Here is a 25107-nt window from a genome sequence, read left to right as displayed (position 1 = left end):
GTGGATTGCCGTACTGCCACGCAATTCTGTCACGCGTGTGAAGGCGGTGAATACCGGTAAAGGACGCAGCCAGCGCGCCGTAGTTGAACAGGGCGGCAGCGCGGCGCGCGCTCCCGATTTCCCCGATTCCCCTTTCCCCCGGAGCCTTCATGTTCAAGAACACTACCATCGGAGCCAGATTGTGGTTCCTCACTATCGTCACGAACTTGTTGTTGTTGATTGTCGGCGCAGTGGGCTGGTTCGGCATGTCGCGCAGCAACGAGGCGACGCACCAGATCTATGGGCAGCACCTGTCGGCCGCGGTCAACCTGGCCGAAGCGCGTTCGAACCAGTTGCTGGTGCGCGTACTGCTGGACCAGGCGACCTTCGCCACGGACCCCACCGATGCCAAGGCGCGCACCGCGACCGCGGAAGGCTTTGCGCGCGATTCCGAGAGAGCCTGGCAGGCCTATCTCGCCTTGCCGCGCTCAGCTGACGAAGCCAGGGCGGTGGAGGATGTCACCGCCAAGCGCGATGCGCTCTTCAAGCAGGGCGTCACGCCCATGATCGCCGCGCTGCACGCCGGCGACCGCGATGGCATGATGAAGGCCGTGCTCGAAACCATCCCGCGGCTCGACATCGCCTTCACCGCCGTCAATACCGAACTGAACAAGCTGCAGGTCGCCAGCGCGAAGCAGGTCTACGAGGCGTCGCAGCAACGCTACCGCAACCTGTTCACGCTGTCGGCATGTGTGCTGGCCGTGGGCCTGGCCTTCAGCACCGTGGTGGCATGGCGCCTGCGCGGTTCGATCGTCCAGCCCCTGGATACGGCGATCGGGCGTTTCGAGAAGATCGCGGGTGGCGACCTGAGCGTCGCAGCCTCCGGCGGCGAGGTGCTGGCCGACGAGTCAGCGCGCAACGAGACCGCGCGCATGCTCGGCATGCTGGGCCGGATGCAGGCCAGCCTGGTGGCCATGGTGGGCGACGTGCGCGGCGGCGCGGACGCGATCGCCTCGGCCAGCAAGCAGATCGCCAGCGGCAACGCCGACTTGTCGCAGCGCACCGAGCAGCAGGCGGCTTCGCTGGAAGAGACCGCCTCGAGCATGGAGGAACTGACCAGTACCGTGCGCCAGAATGCCGACAGCGCGCGCGAGGCCCGCGGGCTGGCAACGGATGCCGCGACCCTGGCCGAGCGCGGCAGCGAGGCCGTGTTGCGCGTGGTCAACACCATGCAATCGATCGATGCCAGCTCGGGCAAGATCGTCGACATCATCGACGTGATCGAGAAGGTTGCGTTCCAGACCAATATCCTGGCGCTGAATGCGGCAGTGGAAGCCGCGCGTGCCGGCGAGCACGGCCGCGGGTTTGCCGTGGTGGCCGGCGATGTGCGCGACCTGGCGCAGCGCTGCGCCGGCGCATCGAAGGAGATCCGCGCGCTGATCGGCGCCTCGGTGGCCAATGTGCGTGAAGGCTCGGGGCTGGTCGATGACGCCGGCCGGGCGATGCAGGACATCGTCGATGCGGTGCAGCGCGTCAGCGCCATCATCGGCGATATCAGCGCTGCCTCGGACGAGCAGTCCAATGGCATCGAGCAGGTCAACGTTGCAGTGTCGCAGATGGACAGCATGACGCAGCAGAATGCGGCGCTGGTGGAGCAGGCGGCAGCGGCGGCGGCGGCGCTCGAAGACCAGGCGCAGCGCCTGACCTCGCTGGTGGCGACGTTCCGGCTGGCCTGATGGTGCAGGGCGCATGCGCCGCAAGCTGCCCGCAGGGGTGCGCTTGCCAATGCGACTGGCGTAAAATCGCGAGTTGCATTGGAGGAGTACGACATGACTGAATTCGTCACGACAGAGGTACGCGGTGGCATCGGATACCTGACGCTGAACCGCCCGCAGGCGCTCAACGCCCTGTCGCTCGACATGATCCGCGCCATCACCCAGGCGCTGCAGACCTGGGCCGCCGCGCCCGAGGTGGTGGCAGTGGTGGTCGCCGGTGCCGGCGGCAAGGCCTTCTGCGCCGGTGGCGATATCCGCTATTTCCACAAGGCTGTGCACGAAGGCGATCCGCTGCTCGATCAGTTCTTTGTCGAGGAATACGCGCTGAACTTTCTGATCCACCGCTACGCCAAGCCCTATATCGCACTGATGGACGGCGTGGTGATGGGCGGCGGCATGGGTATCTCGCAAGGGGCGCGGCTGCGCCTGGTCACCGATCGCACCAAGATGGCGATGCCGGAAACCAATATCGGACTGTTCCCGGATGTGGGCGGCGGCTGGTTCCTGGCGCGCACGCCGGGCCGCATCGGCGAGTACCTGGGGCTGACCGGCACCGTGATCCATGCCGCCGACGCGCTCTACGCCGGGCTGGCCGACGCCTATCTGCCGGGCAACCGGCTGGCCGAACTGGTCGATTCGCTGCGCACACAGCAGTTTGCCAGCGGCGACGCCGTGCTGGCGCACATCGAAGGCTTTACCGCTGCGCACCGCGATGACTGCGTGCCGGCGCAAAGCACGCTGGGCGGGTTGTCGGCGCAGATCGACAGCCTGTTCGCGGGCAACACCATGCCGGACATCCTTGCCGCCGTCAGCGACGCCGCGGGTGACTGGGCCGCGCAAACCGCCGCCATGCTGCGCAGCCGCTCGCCGCTGATGCTGTGCGTGACGCTGGAGCAGATCCGCCGTGCGCGCAGCATGTCGCTCGAAGACGAGCTGCGCATGGAACTGGACATGATGTACTACGTGTTCCGTAAGGGCGATGGTGTCGAGGGTATCCGCGCGCTCGCCGTCGACAAGGATCACAAGCCGCACTGGCAACACGCCCGGCTTGATGATGTCGGCCGAGAGAAGGTGCTGTCGTTCTTCGAAAGCCCGTGGCGCGCCGGGGAGCATCCGCTGGCGTCGCTGGGCATCGCTGCCTGACGATTCCTGCGCAGGACACGCCGGCGCCGACTCGGGTAGAGTTGCGGCTGGACCGGCGCACAGGGCCAGGCCAACCCTGGTCGCGTGCGCCGTCCGCGTCATTCCGTTCGCACAGTCAAAGGAGTCGCAATGAGCAATCCTCGTGATGTCGTTGTACTGGTGGGAAGCCTGCGCAAGGAGTCATACAACCGTAAGCTGGCCAAGGCGCTGATCGCGCTGGCGCCGCCGCAGCTCAGGCTGGAGATTGTCGAGATCGGCGAGCTGCAGTTGTACAACCAGGACCTGGACGACAAACCTACCCAGGCCTGGACCACGTTCCGCGACCGCGTCCGCCGCGCCGACGCCGTGTTGTTCGTGACCCCGGAATACAACCGCTCCGTGCCCGCGCCGCTGAAGAACGCCATCGACGTGGGCTCGCGGCCCTACGGCAGCAGCGTTTGGGACGGCAAGCCTGGCGCCGTCATCAGCGCTTCGCCCGGCGCTATCGGTGGCTTCGGTGCCAACCAGCACCTGCGCCAGTCGATGGTGTTCCTCAATGTCCCGATGCTGCAGCAGCCTGAGGCGTATATCAGCGGCGTCGACAAGCTGCTTGACGAGCAGGGCGCGATCGCCAATGAATCGACCAAGGGCTTTCTCGGCAAATTTCTGACGACGTTTGCAGGCTGGATCGAGCGGACTGCGCCGCGCTGATACTGCCGGGGCGGGGCGCTGCGAACCTCGACGCGGTAGCCTGTAACTCCCGTGGGCGTGCCAGGTTACGAAGGCGTGCGCATCCGCCCCGGTTCCGTGCATTTGTGGTACTGCTGCTAGTCATTGTTTGCCCGACCAAATTATTCGAAGAGTCGTAGGCAAAGATGCCAACGTTGACCGGGCCGCTTGAATCTCTCCGGCGGCACCGCCCCCCCCGTCGCCTAATCTCCAGGTGGGATGCGGCCAGTCTCCGCGCGGCGAACGGGGGCGGGTATCAGGTGCCGTTCGACCAAAGAAAAGCCCTCGGCCAGGGTTGGCGAGGGCGGAAAGTGGAAGCGCGTGAGTCGCATCCGCGCGCTTCCGTCAGCATGACGCTATCCCTCATTCTGGACATCCCTCTAATTAGGGGGGCGCTGCCCCCCGGCTGCGCCGGTTGGTTCTGTTGTCTTGCGAACAGTTCTACCCTCCAAAGGGATGTTTCTCAATTGAAACTTAAGTCGACACTACTGCGACTACGAGGACACGGTCATGCGCCCATATGCCTCAGGATTGACCACTTATGTCTTGCTGTCCCTAATGCTGACCCCTGAACTATGGGTCCCATGGCTGCTGCGGGTGCCATTATTTAGGGAGTTGATCGCCTTTGGGGTACTGGCCAAGTGCATGCCGGCGGTCTTCGCATTTTTTGCGCTGGCCACCCGAGTAGGGCGATGAGGCATGCATTCCATAATGCGCGCCCTAGCCGAAAATCGGTTGCAACACGCTGGGCCGGCATTCAGGCGGGTTGGGCAATCGACCAAGGTTAGGCTGTGAGTACAACCGAAGCCGTACCTTGCTTGCTATGCACCGCGTTGGCGCGACGCTGGCTCGACCGACAAGATCCCCTGCATGGCAGCCGCATTTACCGTTGCGCTGCCTGTGGCGGGCGATTCGCAGTCGCTGGCGATGCGCTGGGCGCCATCGAACAGGGGCGTTGGGATGTTGCTGAGCTGAAAGCCGCGGTTAGGCAGAGCATTGCTTCGGGCATCCTTCCACGCATCGACGACACTAAAGGACGCCCGAGCGTGATCGCGGTCGGCCGTCAGGCATCCTGAGCTCTGTCGGATGAACGAGTAAGCCTGATGGGCTGAGCCCAACTAACTCTTTGGCATGCTGCACATAGTGCCGCTACCGGGCCGGCAGCCAGCTTCACACGCTGCTACTCCATTTGAGTCAAATCCGGCGGCACCACCGGAAGTTGTGGAGCACTGGACAACGCCCCTCGCATCAACAATGCACTGGCCGAGTACGCCACCGCTACCCGGATTGCGGAAGCGTGCTTGCGAGCGGGTTTCCCGGGGGTAGTTGGCCTAGCCGTGCTGTTGCTCTTCAGCTGGCTCAGCCCGATAGGCCGACCAGTAGTAGTGGCTGTGTCGGTTGTGGCGGGCCAGCTCCTTCTCGATGAAAAGCCGGACGGTGCCGAGGTGCCCAGCCTCGACCAGGACCTCATGGTGGCTGGGCCCGTCGTGCGTGGCACGAGGCAGCGTCTGCAGGCCAGCGGCAATGTAGTGCCCCTGAACTCGACCGAGGATGCCGTTTGCGCCGGGAGCGGGGAACGGCTTGGGGGGTGTGGCCGGAAGATGGCAGCCTGCCGCGCGTTTGCTGTTGCCCATGCTCAGCTCCGACCGGCGACGACGCGCACGCCGTCCCGAGAAACCTCGATCCGCGGCTGGTGGCCATAAGCCCGCAACAGCCGGACATTTTCCCGGGTGGAACTCGGAATGTCCTTCCTACGGACTAGTGCGCTGTTGGTGATGAGAAAGGCGCCACAGCTCGGGCAATGGTAGAGGTAGCCATGAGATGGGGCGCGAGTGCGCTCAGCGGCAGCGCCGCAGATGGGGCAGTTTGCAGGTTCGGGCGACATGGCGGGGGCATGGATGAGTACTGTATGGATATACAGTATAGCGCGCTGACCGGAATCGCCATCGGTCATTTTCTTCAGGGTGGCTATCCCTGCGTGGCTTATTGTCGTTTCGACCGACTGATGCCTCCAAGCTTGCCGAGCACCTTGCATGCATCCGCCATGGCTTGCTCGTTGAGCGGGTACCCCCATGCCGGCTGGGCGATAGAGAAGACCGGGCTCAGGTGCGCCATGTTGAACACGACGGCGCTGCCTTGGCTCAGGCGAACCTGCGCGGTGTACCCTATACTTCCGTCCTTTCGCACGCGCTGCGTGATCGTCCCCATATTCTCGGCGCTACAAAAGTTGAGATGGTGCTAAATCGTAGCGCTTGGGACGGAAAAATTGGACGAAATAGGCGGAATCGGCAGGAAATGGAACGCACTCACGGCACCCCGGAAACTGAGGCTACAGGCGGGAAACAAGGAAATATAAGGGCTCGCAGAATATCTGTAGCCCCGATGATGGACTGGACCGACCGCCACTGCCGCATGTTCCACCGCCAGCTCAGCCGCCACACCTGGCTGTACACCGAGATGGTGACCACCGGCGCGCTGCTGCATGGCGACGTCCCGCGCCATCTGGATTTCGATGCGGCCGAACACCCGGTCGCGCTGCAGTTGGGCGGCAGCGAGCCGGCCGATCTTGCCATGGCGGCCAAGCTGGGCCAGCAATGGGGCTATGCGGAAGTCAACCTGAACTGCGGCTGCCCATCCGAGCGCGTGCAGCGCGGGGCCTTCGGCGCCTGCCTGATGGCAGAGCCGCAACTGGTGGCCGACTGCGTCAAGGCGATGCGCGAAGCGGTGGACATCCCGGTCACCGTCAAGCATCGCATCGGCATCGACAAGATCGAGCACTACGATTTCGTTCGTGATTTCGTCGGCCGGGTGGCCGAGGCGGGTTGCGGCACGTTTATCGTCCACGCGCGCAATGCGATCCTGAAGGGCCTGAGCCCGAAAGAAAACCGTGAGATTCCGCCGCTGCGCTATGAGGTGGCGTACCAGCTGAAGCAGGAGTTTCCGGGCCTTGAGATCCTGATCAACGGCGGCATCGTCAGCTATGACGAGATGGCGGCCCACCTCGAGCACGTCGATGGCGTGATGATCGGTCGCGAGGCATACCATCAGCCCTATGTATTGGCCGAAATGGATGCGCGCTTCTATGGCGATGCGAGTGCGCCGACGCCGTCGCGGCTCGACGTCGAACTGGCGATGCAGCGCTATATCGGCGACCTGGTGGAGCGGGGTGGATATATGGGTGCGGTCACGCGCCACATGCTCGGCCTGCATCGTGGAATTGCGGGCGGGCGCGGCTGGCGCCGCGTGCTGTCGGATGCCAAGCGCATGAATGCGGCACGCACGCGTGCCGATGTGAATGCATTGTTCGAAGAGGCGCGCGCGCACTTGCGGCCGCAGACACAAGAGCCACTTGCCGCGTAAGCGAGCGTGGCCCGCGCGCGCACTGCCGAGGCCGCGTTCTAACTTCAAATCGTGAAAATGTGCATGGCTGCGCGGGGGTACCGCGCGCCGCACTTGCAATGCCTGATCGCCCGGAAACCGGCGCCAGGAAAGGGATTCCCCTAATTCGCTGAGGCAGGGCACTTCCATACACTGTGCCTGCCCTCGAATACAGGGCTTTCTTCAACTGATTATTAGCCCGCTTCGGCGGGCTTTTTTTTGTCGGCGCTTTCTTGCTGCTACGCCAGGCTTGTTGCTCTTCGTTTACCCGTATGGTGCATTGCCGGGATGACAGTTACAGTGCAACCGCCTTCAGGGCATTTGAGATCGCTAAATTTAAGAGTCCGCGCTGCGGACTCTTTTTTTGCGCGCTCGCATTGCATGCGCCAGACGAGGGAATTAGACGGTCGCCCTCGTAAAGAGTTCCATCGGTCACGCTGGCAGGCTAGCGCGTATGGCTGATGCCTACGTCCAGCGTGCCGTATGTCGTGATGCTGGATTCCCTGCCGTCGACCCCGCCGCCAGCACATCCGCCGAGCAAGGCCGCCAATACTGTCAGCGCAAGAATTCGCGCAGGCCATCTACACTTGATTTGCATTCCCGTTCCCTGCGTTCGTTGACGTGTCGATTTTGTCGATGACGTCGATTGGGCTCGCATACGCTCGCGAGGTTCCATCGCCAGGTGCTGGCGCCACGGCAATGAGCGGGCAGGGTGGCCAAAAAGAGGCAGGCGGCCCGATGGGGCGGGCCGCCTGACGGGAAGGTCGAGGGGGGTCAATGTCCCTCAGGCACAAGTATCGCTTCGCGCATTTGCGGCATGAACCCTGCAGAGGTAGGGGCTGTGCACAGCATATTTCCGCGAGCGATCGACGGCATGCGCGAAGGTGCCAGCCGGGCCGGGCGCCCTGGTCGGCGGCCGTGATACGATCCCTCGCATTTGCCCCAGGCGAGACAAGGCATGGCATGCGGACCGATGCCGGCAGGGGGGGCAGCGTGGAAAGAGCAAACGTGGAAAACGAAGCGCCGTTCGGTGTTGTCTATGAAGACTTCAGGGTGGTCTGGGTTGCCGAGCAACTGCAGGACGGCAAATGGACGGCACGCTACTGCTGGCACCCCGGCACTTCGGAAGCCGCGGGCAAGGCGTTGCAGGAAGCCGTGCTGAACGGCAAGTCGCGCCGCCTGTTGGGGCAGTTCGATACCGAAGCCGAGACCGTCGAGGCCATCAAGCAGGCAGTGCTGCTTGAGGCAAAGTGGAGCCCGTCCCGAACCTGAGCTTTTATCTAAAAAAAATTGTGCCGGATACTAGCCATCCCGGAAAACTGTTTGTATAATCTTGGTTTTCGTCGATCAGCAACGTAACGCGCTGATGACTTCTACGGTGGCTGTAGCTCAGTTGGTAGAGTCCAGGATTGTGATTCCTGTCGTCGTGGGTTCGAGTCCCATCAGCCACCCCAAAGCATTTTCCAGAACGGCGCCTCGCGAGGGCGCCGTTTTGCATTCCCCGGGGATGGTATGTCTGTTCGAGCGGCAGTGATTGGCGTAGCGATGGCAGCCATGGTGGCAGGGTGTGCCACCGGTACTTCTGAAAAGGACATTCGCGCGCGTGCGCCCATGCGCTTGTTCACGCCAGCAACGATGGGCGATGTTGCGAAATGCCTGCGCAACAATCTGGGCGATGACGCCGCGGTCATCAACTATCCGGCGAAGAACCAGACTGAGATCCGCATCGGCCAGACCACGTCTGGGGGTGAATACCGATACGCCTATCTGATTTCGCTGACGGCGAAGCCGGATGGTACGGCTCTGGAACTGCGCAAGAGCGATACGTGGTTCCCGCAGCTGACGCCGCAGGAGCTGGAAGCCGAAGCCAAGGCGTGTGTGCGTAGCTGAGGGCGGGGCCCACGGCTACGCGGGCTGCGCCCGCAGGGTTCAGGCAGCCAGCTTTTCGGCGGTTTCGAGTTCAAGCATGCGGCAGATCGCCGCCATGCTGCCGACCATGGTGCGGCGCTGCGTACCCTGGTAGACGCGTACGCCCTTGCTCTGGCGGAACGGCACGGGCTTGACCGGGCGACGGGCGGCGACTTGGTGGATTTGCGGCATGGTGGCACCTCTTTTGGGCAAAGCGGGGTCAACACCCGGCAAGCCGGGTGGCGTCTGCAAAGCAATGGAAGCGGGTGGGCCCGCGCAGGCTCGCTGCCTGCGGTGCCCGGCTAGAAGCCGGAAGATCGGATCAGACCGACGGCGATGCCTTCCAGCGAAAACTCCTCGCCAGGCTCCACGATGATGTTGGTGAAGTCCGGGTTTTCTGCGATCAGTTCGATATGGCCACCGCGCCGCTGCAGGCGCTTGACGGTCACGTCATCACCCAGGCGCGCCACCACGATCTTGCCGTTGGCGGCTTCGCTGGCGCGGCGCACGGCCAGCAGGTCGCCATCGAGGATGCCGGCATCGCGCATGCTCAGGCCGCGCACGCGCAGCAGGTAATCGGGGCGTTCGTCGAAGACCGAGGCGTCGACCTGGTACTGGCGGTCGATATGCTCGGCGGCGAGTATCGGGCTGCCGGCAGCAACGCGGCCCACCAGCGGCAGCGTCAGCTGCATCACGCCGGCCATCGGCAACGAAAACTGGTCAGGCATTTCCGAATCGCTGCGTGCCACCTTCAGGCGGATGCCGCGTGAGGCGCCCGGGGTCAATTCGATCACGCCCTTGCGTGCCAGCGCCCTCAGGTGTTCTTCTGCGGCATTGGGCGATGAGAAGCCGAATTCTGCGGCGATTTCGGCGCGCGTGGGCGGAAAGCCGGTGCGGCGGATCGTGTTGCGGATCAGATCGAAAATCTGCTGCTGCCGGGGTGTCAGGGTCGCCATGGGATCGCCATTCCGTGCGGGGCCGCGGGGATTCCGGGTAAGGGATCGGTCGATCCTTTATCCTGCATCCGGCTGGCCAGGCACTGTATGTTTAAACAGTATGCTGTGATTTTATACAGTATCGGCCTGAGCGCAAGCAGAATTTTTGGGGCGTGTCGCATGGATGGATTTGTGGATCGCCAGCGCGGGCCCGCGGCGAGGCGGGGCGCGCCCGTTACAATCGGCATTCCTGTTTTCCCACTTTCTTTGCACGCCTCCATGACCCAATTGCCTCGCATCGTCGTACTTGCCACCGGCGGCACCATCGCTGGCGCGGCCGGCAACTCCGCCAGCAGCGCTCGCTACCAGGCGGCGACCGTGCCGGTGTCGTCGTTGCTGGCAGCGGTGCCCGCGCTGCAGTCGGCGGCCCGCATCGAAGCCGAGCAGGTGGCCCAGGTCGACAGCAAAGACATGACCTTCATGCTCTGGCAAACGCTGGCGGCGCGGGTTGAGCACTGGTCCGCGCAGCCCGACGTGGCCGGCATCGTGATCACGCACGGCACCGATACACTGGAAGAAACCGCGATGGCGCTGCACCTGACGCAATCGTGTCCGGTGCCCGTGGTGATGACGGCGGCAATGCGGCCATCGACGTCGCTGTCGGCCGATGGCCCGCTGAACCTGCTGGATGCGGTGCGCGTGGCCGCTCATCCCGATGCGCGCGGCAAGGGTGTGCTGGTGGTGCTGAACCAGCAGATCCACGCTGCGCGGGATGTGGCCAAGGCCCACACGTCGGCGGTCGATGCCTTTGTCTCGGCCTGCGGGCCGCTGGGTTTCGTGCAGGATGACTACGTGCGCTTCGCGCGCGCGCCGCGCGCGGCCTGGGTGATTGGGCCGATGCCGACGGCGTGGCCGGTGGTGGAGATCGTGGCCAGCTACGCCCAGCCGGGCAGGGTGGCTGTGGATGCGCTGGTCCGCGCGGGCGTCGCCGGACTGGTGGTGGCTGCCGCTGGCAATGGCTCGGTGCATGAGGTGCTGGCCGAGGCGCTGGCCGATGCCGCTGCCGCGGGTGTGGCCGTGGTGCGCAGTTCCCGCACCGGGGCCGGCCATGTGGCGATTCCGCCCCAGCTCAGCCCGGCGGATGGGGCTTTTGTTTCCGCAACGGACCTCAATCCCTATAAGGCGCGCGTGCTGCTGGCCATGGCGCTAGCAGCCGACGCAGGGCTGGCGCGGGATCCGGCGAGGCTGCAGGCCTTGATTGCCAACGCCTGATTTGCCTGTGTAAACAGCGGCTTGCGCACTTGCCGATACGCGCGCTATAATGTAAGGCTATTCAACCTTGCCACACCGGACTCGTGACGCCCGGGTGGCTAATCCAAAAGGAGCGTCAATGCGTCATTACGAAATCGTCTTCATCGTCCACCCGGACCAGAGCGAACAAGTGCCGGCCATGATCGAGCGCTACAAGCAGCTCGTGACCTCGCAGAACGGCAACGTTCACCGCGTGGAAGACTGGGGCCGTCGCCAGATGGCTTACATGATCCAGAAGCTGGCCAAGGCTCACTACGTTTGCCTGAACATCGAATGCGGCAAGGAAACGCTGGCTGAACTGGAACACGCGTTCAAGTTCAACGACGCCGTCCTGCGCCACCTGATCGTGCAGACCAAGAAGGCCGAGACCGCACCTTCGCCGATGATGAAGGAAGTGCAGCGCGAAGAAGCCCGCAAGGCCGCGCAAACGACCACCGAAGGCCAGGCCGCCTGAGTGCGGACTGCGGTGCGTGCCATGGCTGACAGCGTCAGCCATGGCAGCATGGATTGCAACCAGCAAGAGGCCCCGCGTTGAACCAGCTTCGGCTTGCCGCCACCCTGGCGGAACGCGATGCCCTGCGCTATACCCCGGCCGGGGTCCCCGTCGTGAACTGCATCCTGCAGTACAGCGGCGAGGCCGTCGAGGCGCAAACGCCGCGGCAGGTCGAGTTTGCAATCGCAGCGATGGGGATCGGACAGGTTGGCCAGCGTCTGGAGCGGTTGCCGCTCGGCACGCTGCTCGACTGTGAAGGATTCCTGGCCCGCAGGCACCGCAACAGCAAGGCTCTCGTCTTTCACATCACTGGATGTAAAGCATTCGAAAAGGATTGAATCATGGCATTCGTCAAACGTGACAACAAGAACAAGAAGCGCTTCCAGCAACAGAACCCGCTGTTCAAGCGCAAGCGCTTCTGCCGCTTCACCGTGGCTGGCGTGGAACAGATCGACTACAAGGATCTGGACACCCTGAAGGACTTCATCGGCGACAACGGCAAGATCACGCCGGCCCGCCTGACCGGTACTAAGGCTCACTATCAGCGTCAGCTGGATACGGCCATCAAGCGTGCGCGTTTCCTCGCGCTGATGCCGTACACCGACCTGCACAAGAACTGATCAGGCCCTAGGTCCGTTAAGGAGAGAATGCGATGCAAATTATTCTGCTGGAAAAAGTCGTCAACCTGGGCAACCTGGGTGACATCGTCAAGGTGAAGGACGGTTACGCCCGTAACTTCCTGATCCCGGGCAAGAAGGCCCGCCGCGCTACGCAAACCGCGATCGCCGAATTCGAAGTCAAGCGCGCCGAGCTGGAAAAGGCCGCTGCCGAGAAGCTGGCCGCCGCGCAAGCCGAAGGCGAGAAGCTGAACGGCCTGACGGTACAGATCAGCCAGAAGTCGGGTGTGGACGGCCGCCTGTTCGGTTCCGTGACCAACGCCGACATCGCTGAAGCCCTGGCTGGCCAAGGCTTCAAGCTGGAAAAGGCCCAGGTTCGCATGCCGAACGGCCCGCTGAAGATGGTGGGCGACCACCCGGTCAGCGTCGCGCTGCACACGGACGTCGTGGTCGACGTGACCGTGTCGGTCGTGGGCGAGAGCGTCTAAGGACGTGCCGCCTCGCCGGCGCGCTGCGCCGGCTGAAGCACCGCAAGCACTGCAAGCAAGAAAGGCAGGAGCCCTGGCTCCTGCCTTTTTTGTTGTTCGCTTGTCATTGCAGGCCCGGTCGCCAAATGTACGGCGAAGTGCGTCCACCCGCCGGTATAATCCCTCCCCATGAACGCGCCTGTCGCCGACCCCCAACTCGAGAACCTCAAGGTCCCGCCGCATTCCATCGAAGCCGAGCAATCGGTGCTGGGTGGCCTGCTGCTGGACAACGCCGCCTGGGACCGCATTGCGGACTTCATCTCCGAGGCGGATTTCTACCGTTTTGACCACCGGATGATCTTCCAGAGCATCGCCCGGTTGATCTCGGCCACCAAGCCGGCCGACGTGATCACGGTCTATGAAATGCTGCAGGTGGCTGGCAAGGCCGAGGAGGTGGGCGGGCTGGCCTACCTGAATTCGCTGGCGCAGAACACGCCCAGCGCGGCCAATATCCGCCGCTACGCCGAGATCGTGCGTGAGCGCTCGGTGCTGCGCAAGCTGGTGACGGCGGCCGACGATATCGCCTCGGCCGCGTTTGCGCCCAAGGGCCGCGAGGTGCGCGAACTGCTGGATGAGGCCGAATCCAAGGTCTTTGCGATTGCCGAAGAAGGCTCGCGCGGCCAGAAGGGTTTCCAGGAAATCCAGCCGCTGCTGACCCAGGTGGTCGAGCGCATCGACGAGCTGTATCACCGCGATTCCACCACCGACGTCACCGGCGTCCCGACCGGCTTCATCGACCTGGACAAGATGACCAGCGGCATGCAGCCGGGCGACCTGGTCATCGTGGCCGGCCGCCCGTCGATGGGCAAGACCGCGTTCTCGCTGAACATCGGCGAGCACGTGGCGGTGGAGCAGGGCTTGCCGGTGGCAGTGTTCTCGATGGAAATGGCGGGCACCCAGCTGGCCATGCGTATGCTCGGCTCGGTCGGCCGCCTCGACCAGCACCGGCTGCGCACGGGCCGCCTGCTGGATGAAGACTGGCCGCGGCTGACGCATGCGATCCAGCGCATGAACGACACCCAGCTGTTCATCGACGAAACGCCGGCGCTGAACCCGATGGAGCTGCGTGCCCGTTCGCGGCGCCTGGCGCGCCAGTGCGGGCAGCTTGGCCTGATCATCATCGATTACCTTCAGCTGATGTCAGGTTCCGGCGGCGGCGAGAACCGCGCCACGGAAATTTCCGAAATTTCCCGTTCGCTCAAGGGCCTGGCCAAGGAACTCAACTGCCCGGTGATTGCACTGTCGCAGCTGAACCGAAGCCTGGAACAGCGCCCCAACAAGCGTCCGGTGATGTCCGACCTGCGCGAATCCGGCGCTATCGAACAGGATGCCGACGTGATCCTGTTCATCTACCGCGACGAGGTCTATAACGCGGACTCCCAGGACAAGGGCACGGCCGAGATCATTATCGGCAAGCAGCGTAACGGCCCGATCGGCACGGTGCGCCTGACCTTCCTGGGCCAGTTCACGAAGTTCGACAACTTCAGCGGCGGCCCGGCTTTCTTCGACAACGACACCTGACGAAGTCAAGCCAGCCTGCAATCGTCTGTGCGGCGCCGTCTTGTTTGCGCCAAATTCGCGGGCAATGTCCCTGTAACCCTGTAAAATATTGCGCTTTGATGACAGTCACCACCCGCGACTGTCATGCAACGCGCCCGCTCAATCCTGCAACACAATCAGCAGCGTCACCACGCTGCCACAAGGAACATTCCATGTTCGGCCGATTCATGCCCACGGAGGGCAAGTTCTTCGAATATTTCAACCAGCATGCCGACTGCGCGGTGACCGCCGCCCATGAGCTCCAGGCACTGGTCAACGACTTGCCCAACGCCGAGGCCCATGCGCGCCGCGTCCAGGCCACCGAAAAGAAGGCCGACCGGATCACGCACGACACCATCGACCTGCTGCACAAGACCTTCATCACGCCGCTGGACCGCGACGAGATCCACAAGCTCATCACGACCATGGACGACATCCTGGACCTGATGGAAGACGTGGCCGAGACCATCTCGCTGTACGACGTGACCAACCTGACCGACGAGGCGCTGCGCCTGGCGGCCATCTGCGTGCAGTGCTGCGACCAGGTCAAGATCGCGGTGGGCCTGCTTGAGGACATGGGCAACGCCAGCACCATCCTGAAGACCGCGCAGCAGATCGACCAGCTCGAGTCTGAAGCCGACCGCGTGATGCGCTCGGCGATGTCCAAGCTGTTCCGTGACGAGACCGACGTCAAGCGCCTGATCAAGCTGAAGGCCATCTACGAACAGCTCGAGACGATCACCGACAAGTGCGAGGACGTCGCCAACATCATCGAAGGCATCGTCCTGGAAAACGCCTGAGGCGGCAATCGGCATGCAGACCATACAAATGAGCCTGTGGGTGATCGCCTTGCTGGTGGCGCTCGCGCTGCTGTTCGACTTCATGAACGGCTTCCACGACGCGGCCAACTCGATCGCCACCGTGGTTTCCACGGGCGTGCTCAAGCCGCACCACGCGGTGGCGATGGCGGCGATGTGCAACGTCGTCGCGATCTTTATCTTCCATCTGAAGGTGGCCGCCACGGTGGGCACCGGCACGATCGATGTCAGTATCGTCGACCATTACGTCGTGTTCGGGGCGCTGGTCGGGGCGATCGCCTGGAACGTCATCACCTGGTACTACGGCATCCCTTCGTCGTCGTCGCACGCGCTGATCGGCGGACTGGTGGGCGCGGCGGTGGCCAAGGCCGGCACCGGTGCGCTGGTGGGCAGCGGCCTGCTGAAAACCGTGGCCTTTATCCTGATCTCGCCGCTGCTGGGTTTTATCCTCGGTTCGCTGATGATGGTGATTGTGGGCTGGACCTTCTTTCGCACGCCGCCGTCGCGCGTGGACCGCTGGTTCCGCCGCCTGCAGCTGGTGTCGGCATCGATGTACAGCCTGGGCCATGGGGGCAATGACGCGCAGAAGACCATCGGCATCATCTGGATGCTGCTGATCGCCAGCGGCCATGTGGTGGCCGGCGGCCAGCCGCCGACCTGGGTGATCGTCAGCTGCTACGTGGCCATCGGCATGGGCACGCTGTTCGGCGGCTGGCGGATCGTGCGCACCATGGGCCAGAAGATCACCAAGCTCAAGCCGGTCGGCGGCTTCTGCGCCGAGACGGGCGGGGCGATCACGCTGTTCTTTGCCTCGGCGCTGGGCGTGCCGGTATCGACCACGCATACCATCACCGGCGCCATCGTCGGCGTCGGCTCTGCGCAGAAGATGTCGGCGGTGCGCTGGGGCGTGGCCGGCAATATCGTCTGGGCCTGGGTGCTGACGATTCCGGCATCGGCCTTCATGGCGGCGATCGCATGGTGGATCGGGCGGCATATCCTGTAAGGCAGGGGCCGCCGTACCAGCAAAAAGCCAGGCTGATGCCTGGCTTTTTGTTTGGGCGTTTCACTGGTTGGCGAAGGCCGCGATGGGATCGTCGTCGACCGGAAGCGGTGCGGGGGCCGGCGCGGGCTCAGGCAGCGGTGGCGCTGCCGGGGGTGCCACCGACGCGGGTGGCTGGTTGGCCGCCGCCACCACGCGGCGCGCGCCGTTGTAGCGCGAGGCCCAGTAGGGCTTGCCCATGTCCTCCAGCCGGACCGTGCCGCCGGAAGACGGCGCATGGACAAAGCGGTTCTGTCCGACGTAGATGCCCACGTGCGAATTGGCGCGGCCGGTGGTGTTGAAGAACACCAGGTCGCCGGATGCCACCTCGCTGCGGTCCAGCGAGCTGCCGCGGGCGCCCATTGCCTCGGTCGTGCGCGGCAGGTTCACATTGGCCGCGCGCGACACCACGTAGCGCACCAGCCCGCTGCAGTCGAAGCCGGAGTCTGGCGTATTGCCGCCGTAGCGATAGGGTGTGCCGACCAGCGACATCGCCTGGATCGAAATCTCTTCCAGTCCGGCGCTGGGATCGATCATGGGCTTGCCCGGCGTGCGCGGCAGGCCGGCATGGCGCGAAGGCGGGGAACTTGCGCAGGCCGCCAGCAACAGGGCGGTGGCGCAGAGCAGCGGCAGCCGGACCTGGGCAAGCAGGCCCTGCGCACGCAATGGATGGGAAGAGATTCGGGTACGGCGCAATGGCATCCTGGGTTTCTGGTCGCCGGCCTGCCGGCGCACCGGAAGCCTTGCCGCTACCAGCGTAGCTGGGCGTTGCGCGTACCGGTGCTGACCTTGATGGACTTGGCCTGGCCCTTGTAACTGGCCTCGATATTGTAGCTGCCTTCGGGCGCACGTATCAGGCAGCGCGGGCCGGCGGCGTTGAAGCTGGCGACTTCCTGCTCGTCGCGCACCAGCCTGACCGCCACGTCCGACAGGAATTCACCGTTTGCACCCTGGATGAACAGGATGCCTATATTGAAGTCCTTTTCCTTCGCGGCCAGCGCCTGGCGCTCGTCCTCGGCGACACCGCCGCAGACGTAGCTGACCGGGCCCATGGTGCGGATCACCATTTCTTCTTCGGCGGCATGGGCCGGGCGCCAGCTCGCGGCCAGCGCGATGCCGGCGGCAGCCAGCACGGCCAGCGCAAGGCGCTGCCTGTGCTGGCTGCGGGCGATGGCAGGCACATGCCTGCGGGGCAGATGCTGGATATTCATCGACGCCTCCAGTGGGGATGCGGGGCAACGGCAAACATGGGCCATCATAGCCCCAAAGTGCTTGTCGTTGACGGCGGCGCTCAGGCACTGCGGGCGCGCCCCGCCACCGGCAGGGCGCGCCGCAGGCTGCCAGTGTCAGAGCACGTCGCCGGCGTGATCGGCCAGGCGCGAGCGTTCGCCGCGCGCCAGCGTGATATGGCCGCTGTGGCTCCAGCCCTTGAAGCGGTCGACTACATAGGTCAGGCCCGACGAACCCTCGGTCAGGTACGGCGTGTCGATCTGCGCGATATTGCCCAGGCAGATGATCTTGGTACCCGGGCCGGCGCGCGTCACCAGCGTCTTCATCTGCTTGGGCGTCAGGTTCTGAGCCTCGTCGATGATGACGAACTTGTTGACGAAGGTGCGCCCGCGCATGAAGTTCATGCTCTTGACCTTGATGCGCGAGCGGATCAGCTCCTGCGTGGCGGCGCGGCCCCAGTCGCCGGCGCTGTCGTCGCTCTTCTGCAGCACCTCGAGGTTGTCGTCGAACGCGCCCATCCACGGCTGCATCTTCTCTTCCTCGGTGCCGGGCAGGAAGCCGATGTCTTCGCCCACCGGCACCGTGGCGCGCGTGACGATGATCTCGTTGTACTGCTTCTGGTCCAGCACCTGTTCCAGGCCGGCAGCCAGCGCCAGCAGGGTCTTGCCGGTGCCGGCCTGCCCAAGCAGCGTGACGAAGTCGATGTCCGGGTTCATCAGCAGGTTGAGCGCGAAGTTCTGCTCGCGGTTGCGGGCGGTCACGCTCCACACATTGTTCTTGTGGTGCGTGTAGTCCTTGAGCGTCTGCAGCAGCGCGGTCTTGCCATTGATCTCCTTGACCTGCGCGTACAGCGGCAGGCTGCCGTCGACCGGTTCCAGGTAGACGAACTGGTTGACCAGGAACGACGGCACCAGCGGGCCGGTGAGCCGGTAGAACATGGCGCCGGACTTCGGATCCTGCCAGCTTTCCACGCCCTTGCCGTGCCGGGTCCAGAAGTCGCCGGGCAGCTGCAGTACGCCGGCGTAGAGCAGGTCCTTGTCTTCCAGGACCTGGTCGTTGAAGTAGTCTTCGGCCGGCAGGCCCAGCGCGCGTGCCTTGATGCGCATGTTGATGTCTTTCGACACCAGCACGACCTGGCGCTCGGGGTACTGCTGCTGCAGCGCGCTGACCACGCCCAGGATCTGGTTGTCGGCCTTGCCCTGCGGCAGGCCTTCAGGCAGCTTGATGTCGTTCAGGCGCGTCTGGAAGAACAGCTTGCCCTGCGCGTCGCGGTTACCCAGCTTGGCCAGCGGCAGGCCTTCGTCGAGCACGCCGTCGGTGCCGCCCACCAGCGAATCGAGCGTGCGGCTGACCATGCGCGCGTTGCGCGCGACTTCGCTCATGCCCTTCTTGTGGTTGTCCAGTTCTTCGAGCGTCATCATCGGCAGATAGATGTCGTGTTCCTCGAAGCGAAAGAGCGAGGCCGGGTCGTGCATCAGCACGTTGGTGTCGAGCACGAACAGCTTGCTCGGGCCTTCGGACTTGCGGGCGCGGCGCGTGGGGCCGGAGGACGGCTTGACCAGGCTGACTGGCGCGGCAGTGACGGCAGGCGTCGACACGGCCGGGGCCTCGGTGCTGCGGGCGCGGGTGCCACCGGCGGCGCGGGCCTGGACCTCAGGCACCTCGGTGTCGCCGGTTTCCAGCAATGCCACACGCTCGAGCGCCGGCACAGGTTTCTTGCCCTGTGTGGCGGCTTTGGCCTTGGGCACCGCGGAGACCGGAGCAAACTCGCTCGGATCCAGCAATTGGGCAGGCTTGGCGGGCATGGTAGGCAGCGGCATGCTTGGCTTTCCTTTCAGGGGGACAAGAAGGGGGCGAGGGTGTCCGCGCCGCGACGCCGCGATACGTCGGAGACGGCGTGGCGGCCGATGGCCGGGGCATGCATGCGCGAGGCTCCCGGTGCGGACAGGCATGAGGACAGACGCGGCTGCAAACAAAAAAGCCGCCATGCCTGCTGAACAGGGTTGGCGGCTGGGATCCGGCAGCTTCTTTGGTGGACTGCCGACACGGCAGGTCCGCTACCGGCCTGTGGCGCGAACCGCCTGGGCCGGGGAGTCGAAACAGCGTGGCATCCGGAATCTGAACTCATTACGGGCCAATGTATCCGAAGGTTTTGGGTTTGGCAATTGGGTTTGCCATCGGCTTGTTGCGACACAGCACGTCCGGCTTGGCGTCCGTGTCGAGGCAAGGTCGATACCGACGCGATACCTCAGAGCCCGCGCACGATTTCCAGGACTTCGTCAACATGGTTCGGCACCTTGATGCCGCGCAGCTCGTGGCGCAGCATGCCCTTGCCGTCGATGATGAAGGTGCTGCGCTCGATGCCCCGGTGCTCCTTGCCATAAAGCTTTTTCATCTTGATGACATCGAACAACGTGCACACGGCTTCGTCGGCATCCGAGATCAGCTCGAAGGGCAGTTCAAGCTTGGCCTTGAAGTTCTCGTGCGAGCGGATGCTGTCGCGCGAGATGCCGAACACCTGCACGCCGGCCTTCTGGAAATCCTCGTACTGGTCGCGGAAGTTCATGGCCTCCGTGGTGCAACCCGGCGTGTTGTCCTTCGGGTAGAAGTACAGCACCACCGTCTTGCCGCGGTAGTCGGCAAGGCGGAAGGTGGCGTCGCCGGTCATCGGCGCGCTGAAGTCGGGTACGGCCTTGTTCAGACTGACGGTCATGCTTGTGGCTCCTGGGGGAGGGGGCAGGGGATCGGGAGAATCGGGTGAGGGGGCTGCCACCTTGGCGGGGCAGATTGGGGCGCCCTGCCGGACTTCAAGCGTGGCGCCGGCTCAACTTTTGCAAAGGTCAGGCGGCTTCGGGTTCGAGCAACAGCACCGCCGCCACCTTGCGCCCTTCTGCCATCAGGATGTTGTAGGTGCGGCAGGCGGCCTGCAGGTCCATGGCGTCCACCCCGACATGACGGCGCGACAGCGATGCGGTCAGGCGCGGGTGCGGGAAGCGCAGCCGCAAGCCGGTGCCGAGCAGCACCACTTCGGGGCCGAGTTCCACCAGTTGCTCGAAATGCGCGGGCTCCAGGTCTTCGAAGCGGCTGACCGGCCAGGGCCGTACTTCGCCCTCGGGCATGACCAGGACCGAGTTGGTGTGACGGACGAGGTTGATCTCGATGTATCCCGGCCCGTAGGCCGTGACGGTATTGAGCGACTGGGGCTGGTCGGCGTGGAGTTTCACTTGGAGGCCTCTGCGGCGGCCGCCACGGGCTGGCGGGCCGGCCCGTGGGGCGGATGGCCGGCACCCCGGGCGGGTACGGTGTGGACGACAAGATGGACGACAGTGCGCAGGCGCCTGGCGTACGCGCGGCAAGCGCACGCTGCAATGCAAGAATCCCTGCCGAAGTCTGTCATAATCCGATAAATTATAGCTTTTGCCTCCCTGTCTGCCACGTTCGCGTTGCATTGCAGCGGACGGCGCCTCGGCGCGGGGCTTCCGCACGGGGCTTCGGCATTAATTCAGATTCGCCCAGATTCCCAGTCCGGTGCCGCCTGCGCGGCACGCTACGCTTGCCCGACATCGCCGTGAAACCCATCCAGAAATCCAACAAACTCAATAACGTTTGCTACGACATCCGCGGACCGGTGCTGGAAAAGGCCAAGCAGATGGAGGAAGAAGGGCACAAGATCATCAAGCTGAATATCGGCAACCTGGCCGTGTTCGGCTTTGATGCGCCGGAAGAGATTCAGCAGGACATGATGCGAAACCTGCCAAATTCGGCAGGTTATTCTGATTCCAAGGGTATTTTCGCCGCACGCAAGGCGATCATGCACTATACCCAGCAAAAAAATATCGAAGGCGTTGGCCTGGACGATATTTATGTGGGCAATGGTGCCTCCGAACTGATCGTGATGGCCGTCAACGCGCTGCTCAATGCCGGCGACGAAGTGCTGGTGCCGGCGCCGGACTACCCGCTATGGACCGCTGCGGTGAGCCTCTCGGGCGGCACGCCGGTGCACTATATCTGCGACGAGTCCAACGACTGGATGCCCGATCCGGCCGATATCCGCGCCCGCATCACGCCGCATACTAAGGCCATCGTCATCATCAACCCGAACAACCCCACCGGGGCGCTGTATTCGGACGAACTGCTGCTCGAGATCGTCGCCATCGCGCGCGAGCACGGCCTGATCATCTATGCCGACGAGATCTACGACAAGGTCCTGTACGACGGCTACACCCACACCTCGATCGCCTCGCTCTCGACCGATGTGCTGACCGTGACCTTCAACGGCCTGTCGAAGAACTACCGCTCGTGCGGCTACCGTGCCGGCTGGATGGTGGTGTCGGGCGACAAGCGCCCGGCCATCGACTATATCGAAGGCCTGAACATGCTGTCGTCGATGCGCCTGTGCGCTAACGTGCCGGGCCAGTGGGCGATCCAGACCGCCCTGGGCGGCTACCAGAGCATCAACGACCTGGTCAACGAAGGCGGGCGCCTGCGCCGCCAGCGCGACCTGGCCTACGAGCTGATCACCGCGATTCCGGGCGTGACCTGCGTCAAGCCCAAGGCGGCGCTGTACCTGTTCCCCAAGCTCGACCTGTCGATGTACCCGGTGCAGGACGACCAGGAGTTCATCTACGAACTGCTGCAGGAGTCCAAGGTGCTGCTGGTGCAGGGCTCGGGCTTCAACTGGGCCAAGCCCGACCATTTCCGCATCGTGTTCCTGCCGCACGAGGAAGACCTGCGCGAGGCCATCAGCCGCATCGCGCGCTTCCTCGAGGCGTACCGAAAACGCCACGGCAAGGCAGCGGCCTGATTTTCGCGGGCCGCGCCGCAATTCATCCTTAGCAACTCAGAAGATTGTCCATGAACCCCATCAAAGTTGGCCTGCTCGGCATCGGTACCGTCGGTAGCGGCACGTTCAACGTGCTCAAGCGCAATCAGGAAGAAATTCGTCGCCGCGCCGGCCGCGGCATCGAGATTGCCGTGGTGGCCGATCTCAACACCGAACGCGCGCGCGAATTGACCAACGGAGAAGTGGAGATCGTCAGCGACGCCAACGAGGTGGTCAGCCGCCCCGACATCGACATTGTCATCGAACTGATCGGCGGCTATGGCATCGCGCGCGAGCTGGTGCTCAAGGCGATCGAGAACGGCAAGCACGTGGTCACCGCCAACAAGGCGCTGCTGGCCGTGCACGGCAACGAGATCTTCGAAGCCGCGCGCAAGAAGGGCGTGATCGTCGCCTTCGAAGCCGCGGTGGCCGGCGGCATCCCCATCATCAAGGCGCTGCGCGAAGGCCTGACCGCCAACCGCATCCAGTGGATCGCCGGCATCATCAACGGCACCACCAACTTCATCCTGTCCGAGATGCGCGACAAGGGCCTCGATTTCGACGTGGTCCTGAAGGAAGCGCAGCAGCTGGGCTATGCCGAAGCCGACCCGACCTTCGACATCGAAGGCGTCGACGCCGCGCACAAGGTCACGCTGATGAGCGCGATCGCCTTCGGCATGCCGGTGCAGTTCGACAAGGCCCACGTGGAAGGCATCACCAAGCTCTCGGCCGTCGACATCAAGTACGCCGAGGAACTGGGCTACCGCATCAAGCTGCTGGGCATCACCCGCCGCCGCGACGACGGTGTCGAGCTGCGCGTGCATCCGACGCTGGTGCCGGCCTCGCGCCTGATCGCCAATGTGGAAGGCGCGATGAACGCCGTGCTGGTGCAGGGCGACGCCGTGGGCGCGACGCTCTACTACGGCAAGGGCGCCGGCGCCGAGCCGACCGCCTCGGCCGTGATCGCCGACCTGGTCGACGTGACCCGCCTGCATACCGCCGACCCTAACCACCGCGTGCCGCACCTGGCGTTCCAGCCGGATGAGCTGTCGAGCGTGCCGGTGCTGCCGATCGAAGAGATCAACAGCTCGTACTACCTGCGCATGCGCGTGGCCGACGAGACCGGCGTGCTGGCCGAGATCACCCGCATCCTGGCCGAAGGCGGTATCTCGATCGACGCCATGCTGCAGAAGGAATCGCGCGAAGGCGAGCCGCAGACCGACATCATCATCCTGACCCACATCACGCGCGAGAAGCACGTCAACGCGGCGATCGCCAAGATCGAGGCGCTGCAGACCGTGCTGTCCGACGTGACGCGCCTGCGCATGGAAGAACTGAACTAAGGGCCGGACCGGCAGATTCAGATGAAATACCAGTCGACCCGCGGCCATGAGCTGCCGCAAACCTTCTCCGAGATCCTGCTGGGCGGCCTGGCGCCGGACGGCGGGCTGTACCTGCCCACCGAGTACCCGCAAGTCACGGCCGATGAGCTCGAATCCTGGCGCAAGCTGTCGTATGCCGACCTGGCCTACGAGATCCTGCGCAAGTTCAGCGACGATATTCCCGCCGAGGACCTGCGCGCGCTGACGCGCAAGACCTATACCGCCGAGGTGTACTGCAACGCACGCGAGGGCGACAACACCGCCGACATCACACCCCTGCGCACGCTGGGCGAGGAAGGCGGCACCAAGCTGCAACTGCTGGGCCTGTCCAACGGCCCGACGCTGGCCTTCAAGGACATGGCGATGCAGCTGCTCGGCAACCTGTTCGAGTACGCGCTGGGCCGCGCCGGGCAGGAGCTGAACATCCTGGGCGCGACCTCGGGCGATACCGGCAGCGCCGCCGAGTACGCGATGCGCGGCAAGCGCGGTATCCGCGTGTTCATGCTGAGCCCGCACCGCAAGATGAGCGCGTTCCAGACCGCGCAGATGTTCAGCCTGCAGGATGCCAACATCTTCAACTTGGCGGTCGAAGGCGTGTTCGACGACTGCCAGGACATCGTCAAGGCGGTCTCCAACGACCTCGACTACAAGGCGCGCCAGAAGATCGGCACGGTCAACTCGATCAACTGGGCGCGCGTGGTGGCCCAGGTGGTGTACTACTTCAAGGGCTGGCTGCTGGCTACCAGCGGCCCGGGCCAGAAGGTCTCGTTCTGCGTGCCGTCCGGCAACTTCGGCAACGTCTGCGCCGGCCATATCGCGCGCATGATGGGCCTGCCGATCGACAAGCTGGTGGTCGCCACCAACGAGAACGACGTGCTCGACGAGTTCTTCCGCACCGGCGCCTACCGCGTGCGCAAGTCGGCCGAGACGTACCACACGTCGAGCCCGAGCATGGATATCTCCAAGGCCTCGAACTTCGAGCGCTTCGTGTTCGACCTGCTGGGCCAGGACGCCGGCAAGCTGGCGGCGCTGTTCCGTGACGTGGAAGAGAAGGGCGGCTTCGACCTGTCGGGCACGCCGGAATTCGACCGTATCCGCCAGTTTGGCTTTGTCTCGGGCCGCAGCACGCACCAGGACCGGCTGGCCACCATCCGCGACCTGTCGTCGCGCTACGGCATCACCATCGATACCCACACCGCCGATGGCGTCAAGGTGGCGCGCGAGCATCTCAGCGCCGGTGTGCCGATGGTGGTGCTGGAAACCGCGCTGCCCGCCAAGTTCGCCGACACCATCCGCGAAGCGCTCGGCCACGAGCCGGAGCGCCCGGCCAGGTTCGAGGGCATCGAGAGGCTGCCGCAGCGCTTTGAAGTGATGCCCGCCGACGCCGCGCAGGTCAAGGCCTACATCGCCGGCCACACCGGCCTGTAAGCGCGCGGGTGCGTGTAGCCCGCTGCGGCGCTGCCGCATGCCGGGCCCGCGCCAACTCGCTACAATCAGGCTGCG

Annotated in this window: 25 protein-coding genes and 1 tRNA gene; 18 read left to right on the top strand and 8 right to left on the bottom strand. The window is 64.3% G+C overall.

What is annotated here, in order from left to right; genetic code table 11:
* Positions 1-149: 149 nt before the first annotated feature.
* The 3 genes from AC1Q7H_RS14175 (at position 150) to AC1Q7H_RS14165 (ending at position 3587) form a co-directional block, all read left to right on the top strand.
* Positions 150-1715 (top strand): methyl-accepting chemotaxis protein, encoded by a 1566-nt coding sequence (locus AC1Q7H_RS14175; RefSeq protein WP_211979857.1) that lies wholly within the window; start codon positions 150-152, stop codon positions 1713-1715.
* A gap of 93 nt (positions 1716-1808) precedes the next feature.
* Positions 1809-2897, top strand: a complete 1089-nt coding sequence (locus AC1Q7H_RS14170; protein ID WP_211979856.1) for an enoyl-CoA hydratase/isomerase family protein — start codon at positions 1809-1811, stop codon at positions 2895-2897.
* A 129-nt stretch (positions 2898-3026) separates the two neighbouring features.
* Positions 3027-3587 (top strand): NADPH-dependent FMN reductase, encoded by a 561-nt coding sequence (locus AC1Q7H_RS14165; protein ID WP_013957150.1) that lies wholly within the window; start codon positions 3027-3029, stop codon positions 3585-3587.
* Positions 3588-4936: 1349 nt separating this feature from the next.
* On the opposite strand, the gene AC1Q7H_RS14160 is transcribed toward AC1Q7H_RS14165, so the two are convergent.
* The gene (locus AC1Q7H_RS14160; RefSeq protein ID WP_211979855.1) at positions 4937-5239 is read right to left on the bottom strand and encodes a hypothetical protein; all 303 of its coding nucleotides are present in this window, start codon (positions 5237-5239) and stop codon (positions 4937-4939) included.
* 661 nt (positions 5240-5900) lie between these two features.
* Here AC1Q7H_RS14160 and dusA point away from each other — a divergent pair.
* The 4 genes from dusA to AC1Q7H_RS14140 all read left to right on the top strand — a co-directional run bounded on the left by dusA (position 5901) and on the right by AC1Q7H_RS14140 (position 8873).
* Positions 5901-6965, top strand: a complete 1065-nt coding sequence (gene dusA / locus AC1Q7H_RS14155; protein ID WP_211982279.1) for a tRNA dihydrouridine(20/20a) synthase DusA — start codon at positions 5901-5903, stop codon at positions 6963-6965.
* 981 nt (positions 6966-7946) lie between these two features.
* The gene (locus AC1Q7H_RS14150; RefSeq protein ID WP_153953610.1) at positions 7947-8255 is read left to right on the top strand and encodes a hypothetical protein; all 309 of its coding nucleotides are present in this window, start codon (positions 7947-7949) and stop codon (positions 8253-8255) included.
* A 106-nt stretch (positions 8256-8361) separates the two neighbouring features.
* Positions 8362-8437, top strand: a tRNA-His gene (locus AC1Q7H_RS14145).
* 58 nt (positions 8438-8495) lie between these two features.
* Positions 8496-8873, top strand: coding sequence for a hypothetical protein (locus AC1Q7H_RS14140; RefSeq protein WP_211979853.1), 378 nt, complete (start codon positions 8496-8498; stop codon positions 8871-8873).
* A 39-nt stretch (positions 8874-8912) separates the two neighbouring features.
* Here AC1Q7H_RS14140 and AC1Q7H_RS14135 read toward each other — a convergent pair whose 3' ends face one another.
* Together AC1Q7H_RS14135 and lexA are read right to left on the bottom strand one after the other, a co-directional pair.
* The gene (locus tag AC1Q7H_RS14135; RefSeq protein ID WP_010809510.1) at positions 8913-9083 is read right to left on the bottom strand and encodes a hypothetical protein; all 171 of its coding nucleotides are present in this window, start codon (positions 9081-9083) and stop codon (positions 8913-8915) included.
* A 110-nt stretch (positions 9084-9193) separates the two neighbouring features.
* Positions 9194-9847, bottom strand: coding sequence for a transcriptional repressor LexA (gene lexA, locus AC1Q7H_RS14130; protein ID WP_013957143.1), 654 nt, complete (start codon positions 9845-9847; stop codon positions 9194-9196).
* A 258-nt stretch (positions 9848-10105) separates the two neighbouring features.
* On the opposite strand from lexA, the gene AC1Q7H_RS14125 reads away from it, so the two are divergent.
* From AC1Q7H_RS14125 to AC1Q7H_RS14090, 8 genes are all read left to right on the top strand, one after another.
* The gene (locus tag AC1Q7H_RS14125) at positions 10106-11098 is read left to right on the top strand and encodes an asparaginase (RefSeq protein ID WP_013957141.1); all 993 of its coding nucleotides are present in this window, start codon (positions 10106-10108) and stop codon (positions 11096-11098) included.
* 118 nt (positions 11099-11216) lie between these two features.
* The gene (gene rpsF, locus AC1Q7H_RS14120; RefSeq protein WP_010809513.1) at positions 11217-11591 is read left to right on the top strand and encodes a 30S ribosomal protein S6; all 375 of its coding nucleotides are present in this window, start codon (positions 11217-11219) and stop codon (positions 11589-11591) included.
* Positions 11592-11668: 77 nt separating this feature from the next.
* Positions 11669-11968, top strand: a complete 300-nt coding sequence (priB, locus tag AC1Q7H_RS14115; protein ID WP_013957140.1) for a primosomal replication protein N — start codon at positions 11669-11671, stop codon at positions 11966-11968.
* Positions 11969-11971: 3 nt separating this feature from the next.
* Positions 11972-12250 carry a 30S ribosomal protein S18 gene (gene rpsR / locus AC1Q7H_RS14110; protein WP_006163606.1) on the top strand — a complete coding sequence of 93 codons (279 nt, stop codon included), beginning with the start codon at positions 11972-11974 and terminating at the stop codon, positions 12248-12250.
* A 32-nt stretch (positions 12251-12282) separates the two neighbouring features.
* Positions 12283-12735 (top strand): 50S ribosomal protein L9, encoded by a 453-nt coding sequence (gene rplI / locus AC1Q7H_RS14105; RefSeq protein WP_013957139.1) that lies wholly within the window; start codon positions 12283-12285, stop codon positions 12733-12735.
* 168 nt (positions 12736-12903) lie between these two features.
* The gene (locus AC1Q7H_RS14100) at positions 12904-14295 is read left to right on the top strand and encodes a replicative DNA helicase (protein WP_013957138.1); all 1392 of its coding nucleotides are present in this window, start codon (positions 12904-12906) and stop codon (positions 14293-14295) included.
* A gap of 191 nt (positions 14296-14486) precedes the next feature.
* Complete coding sequence (locus AC1Q7H_RS14095) at positions 14487-15113, top strand: DUF47 domain-containing protein (RefSeq protein WP_010809517.1); 627 nt, start codon at positions 14487-14489, stop codon at positions 15111-15113.
* A gap of 13 nt (positions 15114-15126) precedes the next feature.
* The gene (locus AC1Q7H_RS14090; protein ID WP_013957137.1) at positions 15127-16134 is read left to right on the top strand and encodes an inorganic phosphate transporter; all 1008 of its coding nucleotides are present in this window, start codon (positions 15127-15129) and stop codon (positions 16132-16134) included.
* Between the two features lie 60 nt (positions 16135-16194).
* On the opposite strand, the gene AC1Q7H_RS14085 is transcribed toward AC1Q7H_RS14090, so the two are convergent.
* The 5 genes from AC1Q7H_RS14085 to AC1Q7H_RS14065 all read right to left on the bottom strand — a co-directional run bounded on the left by AC1Q7H_RS14085 (position 16195) and on the right by AC1Q7H_RS14065 (position 20624).
* Entirely contained in the window at positions 16195-16872 is a 678-nt protein-coding gene (locus tag AC1Q7H_RS14085) for a C40 family peptidase (protein WP_211979852.1), read from the bottom strand.
* 47 nt (positions 16873-16919) lie between these two features.
* A complete protein-coding gene (locus AC1Q7H_RS14080; protein ID WP_013957135.1) occupies positions 16920-17381 on the bottom strand; it encodes a hypothetical protein in 462 nt (153 codons plus the stop codon).
* Positions 17382-17516: 135 nt separating this feature from the next.
* Positions 17517-19220, bottom strand: a complete 1704-nt coding sequence (locus AC1Q7H_RS14075) for a PhoH family protein (protein WP_211979851.1) — start codon at positions 19218-19220, stop codon at positions 17517-17519.
* A 428-nt stretch (positions 19221-19648) separates the two neighbouring features.
* Positions 19649-20113: a peroxiredoxin gene (locus AC1Q7H_RS14070; protein ID WP_013957133.1), complete on the bottom strand. Its 465-nt coding sequence runs from the start codon at positions 20111-20113 to the stop codon at positions 19649-19651.
* Between the two features lie 127 nt (positions 20114-20240).
* Positions 20241-20624: an Mth938-like domain-containing protein gene (locus tag AC1Q7H_RS14065; RefSeq protein ID WP_211979850.1), complete on the bottom strand. Its 384-nt coding sequence runs from the start codon at positions 20622-20624 to the stop codon at positions 20241-20243.
* Positions 20625-20968: 344 nt separating this feature from the next.
* On the opposite strand from AC1Q7H_RS14065, the gene AC1Q7H_RS14060 reads away from it, so the two are divergent.
* Genes AC1Q7H_RS14060 through thrC form a run of 3 tightly spaced genes read left to right on the top strand, consistent with a single transcriptional unit; the run spans position 20969 to position 25032 of the window.
* Positions 20969-22204 (top strand): pyridoxal phosphate-dependent aminotransferase, encoded by a 1236-nt coding sequence (locus AC1Q7H_RS14060; protein ID WP_211979849.1) that lies wholly within the window; start codon positions 20969-20971, stop codon positions 22202-22204.
* Between the two features lie 50 nt (positions 22205-22254).
* Positions 22255-23565 (top strand): homoserine dehydrogenase, encoded by a 1311-nt coding sequence (locus AC1Q7H_RS14055; protein ID WP_013957130.1) that lies wholly within the window; start codon positions 22255-22257, stop codon positions 23563-23565.
* Between the two features lie 21 nt (positions 23566-23586).
* Positions 23587-25032, top strand: coding sequence for a threonine synthase (gene thrC / locus AC1Q7H_RS14050; protein WP_013957129.1), 1446 nt, complete (start codon positions 23587-23589; stop codon positions 25030-25032).
* The last annotated feature ends 75 nt before the right edge of the window (positions 25033-25107 follow it).

The organism is Cupriavidus sp. GW823-FHT06D04, assembly GCF_058795055.1.
The sequence above is the reverse complement of the archived record's forward strand: the minus strand, read 5'-3'. Positions and strand labels throughout refer to the sequence as shown.

Bases quoted from the DNA above. Each gene is read 5' to 3' on its own strand.
- AC1Q7H_RS14070 (WP_013957133.1), bottom strand. From the start codon at position 20,113: ATGACCGTCAGTCTGAACAAGGCCGTACCCGACTTCAGCGCGCCGATG.
- AC1Q7H_RS14080 (WP_013957135.1), bottom strand. From the start codon at position 17,381: ATGAATATCCAGCATCTGCCCCGCAGGCATGTGCCTGCCATCGCCCGC.
- AC1Q7H_RS14160 (WP_211979855.1), bottom strand. From the start codon at position 5,239: ATGGGCAACAGCAAACGCGCGGCAGGCTGCCATCTTCCGGCCACACCC.
- thrC (WP_013957129.1), top strand. From the start codon at position 23,587: ATGAAATACCAGTCGACCCGCGGCCATGAGCTGCCGCAAACCTTCTCC.
- AC1Q7H_RS14095 (WP_010809517.1), top strand. From the start codon at position 14,487: ATGTTCGGCCGATTCATGCCCACGGAGGGCAAGTTCTTCGAATATTTC.
- AC1Q7H_RS14125 (WP_013957141.1), top strand. From the start codon at position 10,106: ATGACCCAATTGCCTCGCATCGTCGTACTTGCCACCGGCGGCACCATC.
- dusA (WP_211982279.1), top strand. From the start codon at position 5,901: ATGGAACGCACTCACGGCACCCCGGAAACTGAGGCTACAGGCGGGAAA.
- AC1Q7H_RS14135 (WP_010809510.1), bottom strand. From the start codon at position 9,083: ATGCCGCAAATCCACCAAGTCGCCGCCCGTCGCCCGGTCAAGCCCGTG.
- AC1Q7H_RS14085 (WP_211979852.1), bottom strand. From the start codon at position 16,872: ATGCCATTGCGCCGTACCCGAATCTCTTCCCATCCATTGCGTGCGCAG.
- AC1Q7H_RS14170 (WP_211979856.1), top strand. From the start codon at position 1,809: ATGACTGAATTCGTCACGACAGAGGTACGCGGTGGCATCGGATACCTG.
- rpsF (WP_010809513.1), top strand. From the start codon at position 11,217: ATGCGTCATTACGAAATCGTCTTCATCGTCCACCCGGACCAGAGCGAA.
- AC1Q7H_RS14175 (WP_211979857.1), top strand. From the start codon at position 150: ATGTTCAAGAACACTACCATCGGAGCCAGATTGTGGTTCCTCACTATC.
- rplI (WP_013957139.1), top strand. From the start codon at position 12,283: ATGCAAATTATTCTGCTGGAAAAAGTCGTCAACCTGGGCAACCTGGGT.
- rpsR (WP_006163606.1), top strand. From the start codon at position 11,972: ATGGCATTCGTCAAACGTGACAACAAGAACAAGAAGCGCTTCCAGCAA.
- AC1Q7H_RS14100 (WP_013957138.1), top strand. From the start codon at position 12,904: ATGAACGCGCCTGTCGCCGACCCCCAACTCGAGAACCTCAAGGTCCCG.
- AC1Q7H_RS14140 (WP_211979853.1), top strand. From the start codon at position 8,496: ATGTCTGTTCGAGCGGCAGTGATTGGCGTAGCGATGGCAGCCATGGTG.
- AC1Q7H_RS14090 (WP_013957137.1), top strand. From the start codon at position 15,127: ATGCAGACCATACAAATGAGCCTGTGGGTGATCGCCTTGCTGGTGGCG.
- AC1Q7H_RS14150 (WP_153953610.1), top strand. From the start codon at position 7,947: ATGCGGACCGATGCCGGCAGGGGGGGCAGCGTGGAAAGAGCAAACGTG.
- AC1Q7H_RS14075 (WP_211979851.1), bottom strand. From the start codon at position 19,220: ATGCCGCTGCCTACCATGCCCGCCAAGCCTGCCCAATTGCTGGATCCG.
- lexA (WP_013957143.1), bottom strand. From the start codon at position 9,847: ATGGCGACCCTGACACCCCGGCAGCAGCAGATTTTCGATCTGATCCGC.
- AC1Q7H_RS14165 (WP_013957150.1), top strand. From the start codon at position 3,027: ATGAGCAATCCTCGTGATGTCGTTGTACTGGTGGGAAGCCTGCGCAAG.
- AC1Q7H_RS14055 (WP_013957130.1), top strand. From the start codon at position 22,255: ATGAACCCCATCAAAGTTGGCCTGCTCGGCATCGGTACCGTCGGTAGC.